A 13,126-nucleotide genomic window follows, 5' to 3' on the forward strand; every position below is an offset into this window, starting at 1 on the left:
ACGCGGTGCGACGTTGCGTTCAGCCTGCCTTCACGAGTTTGAGCGTCTCTTCGAGCGAAGCCGGATCGAAGATCGAGGCACCGACCAGGTTGCCGTCGATACGCTTGGTCAAACCCGCAAGGACCTTGCCCGGACCACATTCGATCACGTGCGTGACGCCTTGAGCCGACATGGCCTGAACGCTTTCGACCCAGCGCACCGCGCCGGCCGCCTGGCGCACCAGTGCGTCTTTGATCGCGGCCGGTTCGTTGACCACGGCGACGTCCACGTTGTTGATGACCGGAATAGCCGGCACCTGCACGTCGACGCTCGCCAGGTACTCGCGCAACTGGTCCGACGCGGGCTTGAGCAGCGACGAGTGGAACGGCGCCGAGACCGGCAACGGCAACGCGCGCTTGGCGCCCTTCGCCTTCGCGACCTCGCAGGCCTTTTCGACCGCAGCCTTGTTGCCCGCGATCACGACCTGCGCCGGCGCATTGAAATTGACCGCTTCGACGACACCCGCAACCGACGCTTCAGCGCACACCGCGCGCACCGTATCGTCGTCGAGACCGAGAATCGCGGCCATTGCGCCTTCACCGACCGGCACCGCCGTTTGCATGGCTTGCGCGCGAAACCGCACGAGCGGTACGGCATCGCGAAACGCAATCGCGCCCGCCGCGACCAGCGCGGTGTATTCGCCCAGGCTGTGGCCCGCGACGATTGCCGGCTTCGGGCCGCCAGCCTGCAGCCACGCGCGATACATGGCGTACGAGGCAGTCAGCATGACCGGCTGGGTATTGGTGGTGAGGTTCAGATCTTCGGCAGGGCCTTCGGCGATCAGCTTGCCGAGGTCCTGATTGAGCGCATCGGAGGCTTCCTGAACCGTCTCACGCACGACCGCCTGATCGGCGAATGCGTTGAGCATGCCGACCGACTGCGAACCTTGCCCAGGAAAAACGAACGCAAATTTCATATCGTCCCCAAAATCGATGTTGTCAGATGTGGGTGGCGCGCCCGGTTGACGCGAGCGCGCTCAAGCGTAGTCGAGCGCCGCGAAGGGCGCTCGCCATCACGTCGCCGCTTTCAGTAGCGGATAACCGACGCGCCCCACGTGAAGCCGCCGCCGACGCCTTCGATCAGCACGTTCTGGCCGCGCTTGATGCGGCCGTCGCGCACCGCGACGTCGAGTGCGAGCGGAATGGACGCAGCCGACGTGTTGCCGTGCTCGCCCACTGTGACGATCATGCGTTCCTGCGGCAAACCGAGCTTGCGGCAGGTGCTTTGCATGATGCGGATATTCGCCTGATGCGGAATCAGCCAGTCGATCTGCTCAGCCGACAGATTGGCTTTCTCGAGCGCTTCGACCGCGACTTTTTCGAGCACGTTGACGGCGAGCTTGAACACGGCCTGCCCGTCCATATGCAGGAACGCGCTGCCGGATACCACACCGCCGTTCACGTTGCCCGGCGTGCAAAGAATGTTCGAATGGCTGCCGTCCGCGTGCAACGCGCTGGCAAGCACGCCCGGTTCGTCGGACGCCTGCAGGATCACCGCGCCCGCGCCGTCGCCGAACAGCACGCAGGTGGTCCGGTCCTTGAAGTCGAGAATGCGCGAGAAGGTTTCCGCGCCGATCACGAGCGCCGTACGATGCTGACCGCTGCGAATGAAGCTGTCCGCCGTCGCCACCGCATAGGCAAAACCCGAACAGACGGCCTGCACGTCGAACGCCGCGCCGTGGTTCCTGATGCCAAGCTTGTTCTGCAACAGGCACGCCGTGCTCGGAAACACGAAGTCGGGCGTGGAGGTTGCAACGATGATCAGGTCGATGGATTGCGGGTCGATATCCGCGGCTTCGATCGCGCGCTGCGAAGCGATGAACGCCAGATCGCTGGTCGTGACATCCGGTTCCGCGAAGTAGCGCGCGTGGATGCCGGTACGGGCGACGATCCACTCGTCGCTTGTCTCGATACCCTGCTCGGCGAGACGTTTCGCCAGATCCTGATTGGTGACGCGGTTGGGCGGCAGATAACTGCCCGTGCCCAGCACGCGGGAATAAATTGTCGATTGAGCCATTATGCCTTCGAGGATTGCGCAGCGTAGGGCTCGGCCGGCTGGCCTGCGATCGGGCTTGCGTGACCCGCACCGCTCGCGTCGCGCGCCGCCTGTTCGAGAGATCCCTCGTTCTCTTCCATCGCTCGCGCAAGGCGTTCCAGCACGCCGTTTTTGACGGCATCATACCCGCGTTTGATAGCCCACTCAAACCCGTAGGCATCCGCCGAACCGTGGCTTTTGATCACCAGCCCGCGCAGGCCGAGCAACGCAGCACCATTGTATTGCCGATGATCGACGCGTTTCTTGAAGCGCATCAATACCGGCAAGGCCAGCACCGCCATCACCTTGGTGAGCAAGGAGCGGCCGAACTCTTCCTTGATGATGTTGGACAGCATCTGCGCGAGGCCTTCCGACGTCTTCAGCGCGACATTGCCGACAAAACCGTCGCAGACGATCACGTCGACCGTGCCCTTGAAGATATCGTTGCCTTCAACGTTACCGTGAAAGTTAAGTGTACTCGCGCGCAGCAATTCGCCGGCACGTTTGATGGTGTCGTTGCCCTTGATGACTTCTTCGCCGATGTTGAGCAGGCCGATGGTGGGCCGCTCCTTGCCCTCGAGCGCGGACACGAGCGCATGCCCCATCTCGGCGAACTGCAGCAGATGCTGCGGCTCGCAGTCGACGTTGGCGCCCAGGTCGAGCATCATCGTGTAGCCGTTGGGGTTGGGCAGTGCCGACGCGATGGCCGGGCGTTCGATGCCCGACAGCGTTTTCAGCACGTAACGCGAGACTGCCATCAGCGCGCCGGTGTTGCCGGCGGAAATGCAGGCTTGCGCCTCGCCTTCCTTGACGCGGTTGAGCGCCACGCGCATGGATGAGTCTTTTTTCTTGCGCAGCGCGACTTCGACCGGATCGTCCATAGCGACGATCTCGGAAGCGGGCACGACGGTCAACGCCGGCAGGTCCTGAGCCTTCAACTTCTTCAACTGCGCACGAATCGCACTTTCAATGCCGACGAGCAGCAATTGCGCGTCGGGATGCGAACGGGCGAAGTTGACGGCAGCGGGAACGGTCACGGACGGGCCGTGGTCGCCTCCCATGCAATCTATCGTGAGCTTTACTGTCATGGAGTGCGACGAATTTCAGGCGCCCCGCATGGGATCGCAGCAAGCGTCAGAGCGCCAACTGCGATCGACACAAAAAAGCGGCAGTTGAATGCCGCCTTTTTGCCGAGCCGGGAAAATGTCAAGCGAGCCGATCGCCACGCGAAACGCCACAGGGCGCAACGCAGTGAAACGATTAGTCGTTCTTCGTCTTGACGACTTTCTTGCCGCGATAGTAGCCGTTCGGGCTAACGTGGTGACGCAAATGCACTTCACCCGTGCTCGGTTCCACGGCCAGCGGCGCTGCCGTCAGGAAATCGTGCGAACGGTGCATGCCGCGCTTGGACGGCGACTTCTTGTTTTGCTGAACTGCCATGACTAACTCCTAAAAATTTTTCGGATTCTAACACAGCCCGACCCGGTGTCCGCCACTGGCCGAATGGCCAATGCGCCCGCATCGCGCTCCAATGCAACTGTTCAGTGCTTCTTGTCGTCCGGCTCACCGCGCTTGAGACTCTGGAGCGCCGCAAACGGACTGGGCCGCTCGGGCTCGTCACCCTTGCCCGCTTCGTCCGGTGCGCTTTCGTCGCTCTCATCTTCCTCGCCTTCAGCACCGGCCACACCAGAAACGAGGCTCTCGTGCACTTCGGGGCAGACTTCGTGCTTGGGCACGAGCGGCAAGGAAAGCAGCAACTCTTCTTCGATCAAGTCGATGAGATCGAAATGGTTCGAGCCCACGATCACTTCGACTTCATCCTCGTCGAGCGGAAACTCTTCGGCTTCCGCCTCAGTGTTGACGACCCGATAAGTTGCGTCGACGTTGAATGCCTGCAGGTACGGCGTCATGCACCGCTGACATTCGAGCCATGCGGCGCCGTGAATCGCCAACCTCAAATAAGGCTGGGGACCCTCGGTGCCGTCGTCCTGCAATTCCGGCTGCGTCGTCCCTTCGGCTTGCCAGGTGAACGCGGTATCGCGGTCTGGCGCTTCTGCCGGGACTTCGTTTAACATGCGCGGCAGTTGCGAGACGCGCACGACACCCGCGGCCTGACGCCCACTCCGCGCAAATTCGAACAGATCGAGGTTATGCGGGTCGGGCAGACCTGCAGGGTTGCCAGGATGTTGAGTCATGTGCGCTCCTGCGTCGGCAAGGGTTTCGCCGAGGATATAACTGGTTTGCGAGACGACCTGCGAGCCCCATGCGTTGCGCACCGCAGCGTTACACGCCTGGCACACACCGAGACCCGCCTAGCGCAAGCATACCGATGAAAAGCCCGAAATCATATCCGTTTTGTCTTTTCGAGTCAAACACTTAAGCCCGTACATGCGCAAGCTTTGCGCCACCCTGTACGCCCCGCCTCCCTAGCCGTTGATTGCCCATGTCAGATTCCCTCAATCGCCCGCCACGCCTGATTCTGGCGTCGAGTTCGCCCTATCGCCGCGAACTGCTCCAGCGCTTGCGCGTGCCGTTCGATGTCGCCGTGCCCGCGATCGATGAGACGCCGCTCGCCGGCGAAACACCCGAAGTCACCGCGCTGCGGCTGGCACAAGCCAAAGCACGCGCGGTAGCCGGCGGACTGGGCGCAGGCGTTGCCGCGCTCGTGATCGGTTCCGACCAGGTCGCCACGTATGACGGCTTGCAGATCGGCAAACCAGGCACCCACGCCAACGCGCTGGCGCAACTCCAGGCGATGCGCGGCCGCGAAGTGCAGTTCCATAGCGCGCTGTGTCTGTTCGACAGCCGCTCAGGGACAGTGCAAGCCGTCGACGTGGTGACCCGCGTGCAATTCCGCGACCTGCCGGATGCCGCGCTGGAGGCCTATCTGCTGGCCGAAACGCCCTACGACGTCGCGGGCAGCGCCAAATCCGAAGGGCTCGGCATCGCGCTGCTCGAGGCCATTCATTCCGACGATCCCACCGCGCTCGTCGGCCTGCCGTTGATCGCACTGTCGCGCATGCTGCTCGCAGTGGGTTATCCACTATTGGGGGCCCAATGAGCGGCACGCTCTATCTGATCCCGAACACGCTGGGCGAAGGCGACGCCGAAGCGCTGGACGCCGTTCTGCCTGCGCCGGTACGCGCCCGCGCGGCTTCGCTTCACTACTACATCGGCGAAAACGCGAAAACCACGCGCGCGTTCCTGAAAAAAGTCGGCACGGAACGGCCGATCCAGGAAATCGAGATTCGCGAACTGAACGTCAACACACCGGCTGGAGAAATCGACAAGCTGCTCGCCCCGCTTCTGGCCGGCACCGACGCCGGCCTGGTTTCCGAAGCGGGCTGCCCGGCAGTCGCCGACCCTGGCGCCCTACTGGTGCGGCGGGCCCATGAACGCGGCGTGAAGGTCGTGCCGTTTGTGGGCCCGAGCTCGATTCTGCTGGCTTTGATGGCTTCGGGGCTCAACGGCCAGAGTTTTGCGTTCCACGGATACCTGCCGGTCGACGCCACGGAGCGGGCCAAGCGCCTGCGAGACCTCGAACAGCAGTCGCGCAAAGGCAAGCAGACGCAGATTTTCATCGAGACGCCCTACCGGAACCGGGCGCTGCTCGATACGTTACTGGCGACGTGCGCACCTTCCACGCTCGTTTGCGTGGCGGTCGATCTGACGCTGGAAACGGAGACGATCGTCAGCCGCACCGTGACTGACTGGAAGAAGAAACCTGCGATCGACCTGCACAAGCGGCCAGCTATTTTTCTGATCCTGGCCGTTTGATCGAGGCCGGAGAGAAATAACCGCGAAAGCCCCGTGCGATCGTCGATCGCGCGGGCTTTCGCAGGGCTTTTCGCCTGAGCCTCAGTGCCTCAGTACATCAACGCACGTTCAGCTTCCCGCCAAGGGCCATCGCATGAACCGCGCCGCTGCCGACGGCTGCGCCGAATTTGCGCGCAACGCGGTCCGTAATGCTCTCTTTCACCGTGTAATCGACGATATCCGGCGCCTTGAAGAGGTCGCGGGCCACATAATCCGTGTCGCCGAAGCCGTCCGCGAGACCGAGTTCGACGCTTTTTTGCCCTGTCCAGAAAAGACCGGAGAACATGTCCGGCGTTTCATGCAGCCGCTTGCCGCGCCCCTGGCGGACCGCGTCGATGAACTGCGCGTGGATCTGATCGAGCATGTCTTGCGCATGTTCATCCATCTTCGGCGTTTCCGGCGAGAACGGATCGAAAAAGCCCTTGTTCTCACCCGATGTGTGCAGACGCCGCTGAATCCCCAGCTTGTCCATCAGGCCGGTAAAACCGAAGCTGTCCATCAGCACGCCGATCGAACCGACGATACTCGCCTTGTCCACGTAGATCTTGTCGGCGGCCGCGGCCGCGTAATATCCGCCGGACGCGCACATGTCGCCGACGACGGCATACAGCGGAACGGACGGATACTTGGCGCGCAGGCGGCGGATTTCGTCGTAGATGATGCCTGCCTGCACCGGGCTGCCACCGGGGCTATTGCAACGCAGGATCACGCCAGCCGTGCCCGCGTCGTCAAATGCGCTTTCTAGCGCAGTGTTGATATCTTCGGCGTTTGCGTTCGTATCCGCTGAGATTTCGCCGTCAAGCGTCACCATAGCCGTATGACGGCCGGTGGCAGCGACCTTGTCGCCCGAAAAATCGATGGCGGCCCAGATCGCCAGCAGCAAGATGACCAGAAACACGAAGCGGAAAAAGATTCGCCAGCGCCGTGCCGCGCGCTGCTCGTTGATCGCGGCAAGCGCAATGCGCTCGAGCGCCGCGCGTTCCCAGCCGGGTTCATCGGCAGGCGTGCGGGGGCGGCCTGTCAGGGACGGTTCCTTCGGCTCGGGAGTCAAATTGTCGGACATGCGGTGCAGTGGAAAGGTCGAAGAAGAGGAAAAATCAGGGGGTGGCGGGGCGCAGTTCGCCGTCAGGCAGCCAGAAAACGGCGCGGCCTTCCGGCGTATCGCGCTCGTCCACCTGGACGGGCCGCAATCTGCCGCCGCGGCACGGACCGCCGACGCATTTGCCCGTATCCGGCGCGTAAATCGCGCCATGTGTGGCGCACATCAAGTATAAACCGGACGATTCGAAGAACTGGCCCTCGGCCCAGTCCAGTTCCATTGGGACGTGGGCGCAGCGGTTCAGGTAGCCGTATGCACGGCCATCATAGCGAACAAAAAACACGACGACGTCGCCGCCGCCGAGTTTCGCCTCACGACGCACGCCCGTGCCGCCGTCGACCAGTTCCGCCGACGCGCAAATGCGAACCGCCTTCGCCGCTTCTGTCGACTGCTCGCTCATGCGTTCTCTCGCAGCCAGCCCGACAGCACACCGACGCTCGATGCAACGAACTTCGGCGCTAACGCGCTCAACGACCCCTCAGGATGCGCCCCATATGTGACACCAATGCCCGCGACGCCCGCATTGATCGCCATTTGCAGATCATGCGTGGTGTCGCCGACCATCACCGTGCGCGCATTGTCCTGCCCCAGTTCGCGCGTCAATTCGTGCAGCATGGCCGGGTGCGGCTTCGAGAAAGTCTCGTCGGCGCAGCGGGTACCGTCGAACAGGCTCGTGAGGCGCGACTGGTCGAGCGCGCGATTCAGCCCGACGCGGCTCTTGCCGGTCGCCACGGCCAGCAGATAGCCCAGATCGCGCAATTCCTGCAGCATTTCGCGCACGCCGGCGAAAAGCTCGGTGGTTTGATCCTTGACCAGATAATGGAAGCGATAACGCTCGGCGAGCTGCGGATAGTCCGCCGGATCGAGTGTGGGCGCGGCAATCTGCAGCGCGTCGCGCAAACCGAGACCGATGACGTAGCTGGCCGCCTCGTCGGCCGGAACCGGCAAGCCGAGATCGCGGCACGCCGCCTGGATGCTGCGCGTGATGTGCGCGGTCGAATCCATCAGCGTCCCGTCCCAGTCGAAGACAATCAGGTCAAATTGCTCTCTAGCCATGCGGTGTCGTCTCCGGGTGTGACCCATTTCGTGATTCGTTGAGCTGCGCGATGAAGCTGCGGCATTCGGGCGGCAGCGGCGCCTCGAACTGCAGCGGCTCACCGGTTGCCGGGTGCGTGAGCTTCAGCCGGTACGCGTGCAGGAACATGCGCTTCAGACCAGGATTGGCGTTGGCGCGCGCCAGCGCCTTGTTCAGCGCGAAGTCGCCATATTTGGCGTCGCCGACGATCGGCAATCCCAAATGCTGCAAATGAACACGAATCTGATGCGTGCGCCCCGTCTTCAGTTCCGCCTCGAGCAGCGCATACTCCGGCCAGCGGTCGATCAGATTGAAAACCGTGTGCGACGCGAGGCCGTCCGGCTGAACGCGAACACGCCGTTCGCCGTCCGCGGTCAGGTATTTGTGCAACGGCTCCCTGACCGCGCGGCGGCGGCCCCAGTCACTCGCCCACTCGCCGTGAACGCAAGCATAGTAGCGCTTATCCATTTTGTTCTCGCGAATCTGCTCGTGCAGATTGACGAGCGCCGAGCGCTTTTTGGCGAGCATCAGAATGCCGGAGGTCTCCCGATCCAGCCGATGCACCAGCTCGAGGAATTTCGCCTGCGGACGCGCCTCGCGCATCTGCTCGATCACGCCGAACGCGACGCCGCTGCCACCGTGCACGGCCACGCCGGCAGGCTTGTCGATGACAAGCAGATGCTCGTCTTCAAAAATGATCCTGAAATGAGCGGCAGGCACCGGCGCCTGAGCGGCCGCTTCACTGGGCTGGGCGACGCGAATGGGCGGCACACGCACCAGATCGCCCAGTTCGAGACGGTACTGCGCGTCTATCCGGCCCTTATTCACGCGCACTTCGCCGCTGCGCAGGATACGGTAAATATGGCTTTTCGGGACACCTTTGCAGACACGTAACAGGAAGTTGTCGATGCGCTGTCCGGCCGCACTGTCGTCGATCTCGATCATCGAGACCTGGTCGCTTGCGACCGATTTCTGGGATATTTTGCCTAACTCTTTCATTCTGAATATAATTTGCCCAGCAGTCTGCGGCGGCCGGCGCAGTGTTCGGAATTCGGGCGGATTGCGCAGGCGCAAGCGATAAACCGTTATTTTACTTGCGCCGGGGTCTGGTTGCTCACCCTGAAAATGAGATGCAACAAGTTGCACGCACGAGGTCAGTGCCCGGCAGGGACGGCGCCCACAGGCGCGTTCGGTCAAGGTCGGCTTCGACGGTAACGGAATTTTGGTAAAAAAGAATTTAACTTTCAGCTTCGGTATCGGGCGGTATGACGCCCTGCTGTACGAAGCTGCAGGTTGCGAAAATACGGCGTGCGCCCGAGGCGTCTTGTAGAAAGTACAAGACATGGCGACGTCAAAATGAGGCGAGACACCCCCAGCAGGAAAAGACGCGCCGACTGCGCGAACTTCCCGCTGCGGCACGGCCGCAGCCTTCGACCCTCCGGTCACGCGCCCAGTTGGCGCACCGGCGCGAGTGGACGAAGTCTCATGAAGGTCTGCCGGCAGAACCCGCGGCGTGTCGGGTCGTTATTTGAAGCCGTGTTCGCATGTGCCCTGCGGCACCGCGCCCATTTTTCAATGGGCCGGGCCCTCTCAGGCAATTCTCCCGCCAGTTTTCCCGCTCCAGCGTGCTTGTGAAAACACAATAAGGCGCGGCATGCCGCTGCCCGCTTCGCTCTCGCGGCTGACAACCGCGCAGCGGAGAGGCTGGCTAAGCCGCTCTGGAGCCGTTCAATGAAACGAATGTTGTTCAACGCGACGCAGCAGGAAGAACTGCGCGTCGCCATCGTCGATGGGCAAAAACTCATCGATATCGACATCGAAACCGCCGGGCGCGAACAGCGCAAAGGCAATATTTACAAGGGCATCATTACCCGCATCGAGCCTTCGCTCGAAGCCTGTTTCGTCAACTACGGCGAAGACCGCCACGGCTTCCTGCCGTTCAAGGAAGTCGCCCGCCAGTATTTCCGCGACGGCGTCGACATGCGCTCGGCGCGCATCCAGGACGCCCTCCGTGAAGGCCAGGAACTGATCGTTCAGGTCGAAAAGGAAGAGCGCGGCAACAAGGGCGCAGCCCTCACCACCTTCATCTCGCTCGCCGGCCGGTATCTGGTTCTGATGCCGAACAACCCGCGCGGCGGCGGCGTGTCGCGCCGGATCGAAGGCGACGACCGTCAGGAACTTCGCGAAACCATGGCGCAGCTGCAATTGCCGGAAGGCATGAGCATCATCGCGCGCACGGCCGGCATTGGCCGCAGCGCCGAAGAGCTGCAGTGGGACCTGAACTACCTGATGCAATTGTGGCGCGCCATCGAAGCCGCGTCGCAAAGCGGTTCGAGCGGCCAGCCGATGCTGATCTATCTCGAATCGAGCCTCGTGATCCGCGCGATTCGCGACTATTTCCAGCCGGATATCGGCGAAATCCTGATCGACACCACCGAAATTCATGACCAGGCACGCGCCTTCATGGATATCGTGATGCCGGACAATGTCAGCAAGGTGAAGCGGTATCACGACGACGTGCCGCTCTTCTCGCGCTTCCAGATCGAACACCAGATCGAAACCGCGTATTCGCGCACGGTGCCGCTGCCCTCGGGCGGCGCGATCGTGATCGACCACACCGAAGCACTGGTCGCGATCGACGTGAACTCGGCCCGCGCCACCAAGGGCGCCGACATCGAGGAAACCGCCGCGCGCACCAACCTCGAAGCTGCCGACGAAGTCGCCCGCCAGTTGCGCCTGCGCGATCTGGGCGGCCTGATCGTGATCGACTTCATCGACATGGAATCGGCCAAGAGCCAGCGCGAAGTCGAGCAACGCCTGAAAGACGCGCTCAAGCACGACCGTGCGCGCGTCCAGATGGGCAAGATCTCACGTTTCGGCCTGATGGAACTGTCGCGTCAGCGTCTGCGTCCGGCGCTGTCCGAAGGCAGCCATGTGACCTGCCCGCGCTGCAACGGCACGGGTCATATTCGCGATACCGAATCGTCCGCGCTGCAAGTGCTGCGGATCATTCAGGAAGAAGCAATGAAGGAAAACACCGCGGCAATTCATTGCCAGGTGCCGGTCGAAGTCACTGCCTTCCTGCTGAACGAAAAGCGCGCTGAAATCAACAAGATCGAGTCGCGTTTCAAAGTCAATGTCGTCCTGATTCCGAACAAGCATCTCGACACGCCGCATTACAAGCTCGAGCGTCTGCGTCACGACGACGCGCGCCTCGACGAACCGCGCGCTTCGTGGAAGATGGCCGAAGAAGCGGCCCGCGAACTCGAATCGGAAACCGGCTACAGCAAGCGCACCGAAGAAGTGAAGCCGAAGCAGGAAGCGGCGGTCAAGGGCATCACGCCTGAAAAACCGGCGCCGAGCGCGCCGGTTCGACCGGTCGCCGCCCCGGCTCCGGTCGCGGTCACGCCGGCGAGCGGCGGCTTTATCGGCTGGTTGAAGAATCTGTTCGGCATGCAGCCGGCGGCACCGGCGCCCGCTGCGCCGGCTACGACCGACAAACAGACGCGTCCGCAGCGCAGCGAACGCACGGAGCGCGGTGAGCGCACCGGCGAACGCGGCGGCGAGCGCAACCGCAACCGCCGTGGCGGCGCAGGCGGCCGCGACGCAGCGGGCCGTGGCGAAGGCACGACCGCCACCGGCGGCCGTCCGGTTCAGGGCCAGCAGTCGTCGCAGCGCCGCGAGGAACGCGAACCGCGTGAAGCGCGCGAAGGGCGTGAAGCACGCGAGCCGCGTGGCAACCGTGAGCCGCGTGAGGCCCGCGAAGGCCGTGAACCGCGCGAAACGCGCGAAACGCGTGAACCACGTGAAAGTCGCGAGGGCCGCGAGAACCGCGATCGCGACAACCGCGGCAACGAGCGTGCGGAAACCGTCGAGGGCGCACCGCGCGCCGAACGTGGCGAGCGTCCGGAGCGTGGCGAACGCCGTGAACGGGGCGAACGTGCCGAGCGCGGCGAACGCCGCAAGCCGCAAGCGGAAGCCGCGGACGCACTGACCCAGAGCGACGCGCAAACGGCGGAAGAACTGGCGCAAAACCAGACCGCCTTGGGCGAAAACGGCGCGCCGGTCGATCAGGAAGCCGTGGCGCGTGAAGGTGAAGAGCGCCGCCGCCGCCGTCGCGGCCGTCGTGGCGGCCGTCGCGAGCGCGAAGAAGACGTGAACGGCAACCTGGCAGCGGACGTCGCGGAAGCTGAAGGCGAGAACGCCGCCGTGACCGACGAAGCGCAGGTGCTCACCGCACGTCAGCCCGTCGAGCGCAAAACGGAAGCCAACGAGGCGAAGGACGTGACACCGGTGGAGGTGGTGGTCGCTGCTGTCGCGACTGAAACCGCCGTGGTCAGCGAACTGCACGCTGCGACCGAAACGCCGGCTCTCGCCGTCGAGAAGGCAGCGAAGGCGGAAGCGGTTGTCCCGGTGGCGCAAGCGCCGGCGGCTACGGCAGTCGCCGAGCCGGTTGCCGAAACGGTTGCGCCGGCCGCTGCCGCGCCGGTCGAAGCCGCGCAAGCTGTGCCGGCCGCCAGCGAAACGGTTTCGCCGGCTGAACCGGTCGCACGTGTCGAAGCGCCGGCTCAGGCCGAGCCCGAAGCGCCGGCAGTTACGCCGTCGCCGGTCGAAGCGCACGCCGCGCCGGCTCCGATCGAAACCGCGGCTCCGGCGGCGGTGGTCGAAGCACAGGCCATTCAGCCTGCGCCGCATGCCGGGATCGTTGAAGCGCAGCCGGTCGTGGCCGGCGCTGCAACGGTGGTCGAGCCGGTAGTGGCCGAATCCGCGCCGGTAGCCGCCGTCGCGCCACAGGCACCGCAGCCAGCACGTCATGACGCCGTGTCGGCGGAAGCTCTGAAGCCGGTGCTGGAACAAGCCGGTCTCGTCTGGGTGAACACCGACGCCGACAAGCTGCGTGCGGCTCAGGAAGCGGCTGCGCAGACCGTCAAGCCGGCTCGCGTAGTACGCGAACGTAAATCGTTGCCGCCGCTCGACAGCGCGCCGATGCAACAAGTGGAAACGGGCAAGCACGCGCAGTAAGCGGCCTCGCCCCGCCCCCCGGAAAGCCCGCCTTCATGGCG

The 13,126-nt window shown here is 63.6% G+C and carries 12 protein-coding genes; 3 read left to right on the top strand and 9 right to left on the bottom strand.

Annotation, left to right across the window (positions count from 1 at the left end; all coding sequences use genetic code 11):
* Positions 1 to 19: 19 nt before the first annotated feature.
* From fabD to BXE_RS16610, 5 genes are all read right to left on the bottom strand, one after another.
* Complete coding sequence (gene fabD, locus BXE_RS16590; protein WP_011489394.1) at positions 20 to 955, bottom strand: ACP S-malonyltransferase; 936 nt, start codon at positions 953 to 955, stop codon at positions 20 to 22.
* Positions 956 to 1,065: 110 nt separating this feature from the next.
* Positions 1,066 to 2,055, bottom strand: coding sequence for a beta-ketoacyl-ACP synthase III (locus BXE_RS16595; RefSeq protein ID WP_011489395.1), 990 nt, complete (start codon positions 2,053 to 2,055; stop codon positions 1,066 to 1,068).
* Positions 2,055 to 3,161: a phosphate acyltransferase PlsX gene (plsX, locus tag BXE_RS16600; RefSeq protein ID WP_011489396.1), complete on the bottom strand. Its 1,107-nt coding sequence runs from the start codon at positions 3,159 to 3,161 to the stop codon at positions 2,055 to 2,057. Before plsX ends, BXE_RS16595 begins: the two co-directional genes overlap by 1 nt.
* A gap of 172 nt (positions 3,162 to 3,333) precedes the next feature.
* Positions 3,334 to 3,513: a 50S ribosomal protein L32 gene (rpmF, locus tag BXE_RS16605; protein ID WP_006051932.1), complete on the bottom strand. Its 180-nt coding sequence runs from the start codon at positions 3,511 to 3,513 to the stop codon at positions 3,334 to 3,336.
* Between the two features lie 101 nt (positions 3,514 to 3,614).
* Positions 3,615 to 4,268 carry a DUF177 domain-containing protein gene (locus BXE_RS16610; protein ID WP_011489397.1) on the bottom strand — a complete coding sequence of 218 codons (654 nt, stop codon included), beginning with the start codon at positions 4,266 to 4,268 and terminating at the stop codon, positions 3,615 to 3,617.
* Positions 4,269 to 4,516: 248 nt separating this feature from the next.
* On the opposite strand from BXE_RS16610, the gene BXE_RS16615 reads away from it, so the two are divergent.
* A complete protein-coding gene (locus BXE_RS16615) occupies positions 4,517 to 5,134 on the top strand; it encodes a Maf-like protein (RefSeq protein WP_011489398.1) in 618 nt (205 codons plus the stop codon).
* The gene (locus BXE_RS16620) at positions 5,131 to 5,850 is read left to right on the top strand and encodes an SAM-dependent methyltransferase (RefSeq protein ID WP_011489399.1); all 720 of its coding nucleotides are present in this window, start codon (positions 5,131 to 5,133) and stop codon (positions 5,848 to 5,850) included. Before BXE_RS16615 ends, BXE_RS16620 begins: the two co-directional genes overlap by 4 nt.
* Positions 5,851 to 5,947: 97 nt before the next feature.
* On the opposite strand, the gene BXE_RS16625 is transcribed toward BXE_RS16620, so the two are convergent.
* From BXE_RS16625 to BXE_RS16640, 4 genes are read right to left on the bottom strand one after another with little or no spacing between them, the layout of a single operon-like run.
* Positions 5,948 to 6,952 (bottom strand): S49 family peptidase, encoded by a 1,005-nt coding sequence (locus tag BXE_RS16625; RefSeq protein ID WP_011489400.1) that lies wholly within the window; start codon positions 6,950 to 6,952, stop codon positions 5,948 to 5,950.
* Positions 6,953 to 6,986: 34 nt separating this feature from the next.
* Positions 6,987 to 7,388, bottom strand: coding sequence for a Rieske (2Fe-2S) protein (locus tag BXE_RS16630; protein WP_011489401.1), 402 nt, complete (start codon positions 7,386 to 7,388; stop codon positions 6,987 to 6,989).
* Positions 7,385 to 8,044, bottom strand: a complete 660-nt coding sequence (locus BXE_RS16635; RefSeq protein ID WP_011489402.1) for an HAD-IA family hydrolase — start codon at positions 8,042 to 8,044, stop codon at positions 7,385 to 7,387. The genes BXE_RS16630 and BXE_RS16635 overlap by 4 nt, the downstream gene beginning before the upstream one ends.
* Positions 8,037 to 9,062, bottom strand: coding sequence for an RluA family pseudouridine synthase (locus tag BXE_RS16640; protein WP_038457492.1), 1,026 nt, complete (start codon positions 9,060 to 9,062; stop codon positions 8,037 to 8,039). Before BXE_RS16640 ends, BXE_RS16635 begins: the two co-directional genes overlap by 8 nt.
* A 732-nt stretch (positions 9,063 to 9,794) precedes the next feature.
* On the opposite strand from BXE_RS16640, the gene BXE_RS16645 reads away from it, so the two are divergent.
* Entirely contained in the window at positions 9,795 to 13,085 is a 3,291-nt protein-coding gene (locus BXE_RS16645) for an Rne/Rng family ribonuclease (protein ID WP_011489405.1), read from the top strand.
* The last annotated feature ends 41 nt before the right edge of the window (positions 13,086 to 13,126 follow it).

The organism is Paraburkholderia xenovorans LB400 (assembly GCF_000013645.1).
Classification (GTDB): Bacteria; Pseudomonadota; Gammaproteobacteria; order Burkholderiales; family Burkholderiaceae; genus Paraburkholderia; species Paraburkholderia xenovorans.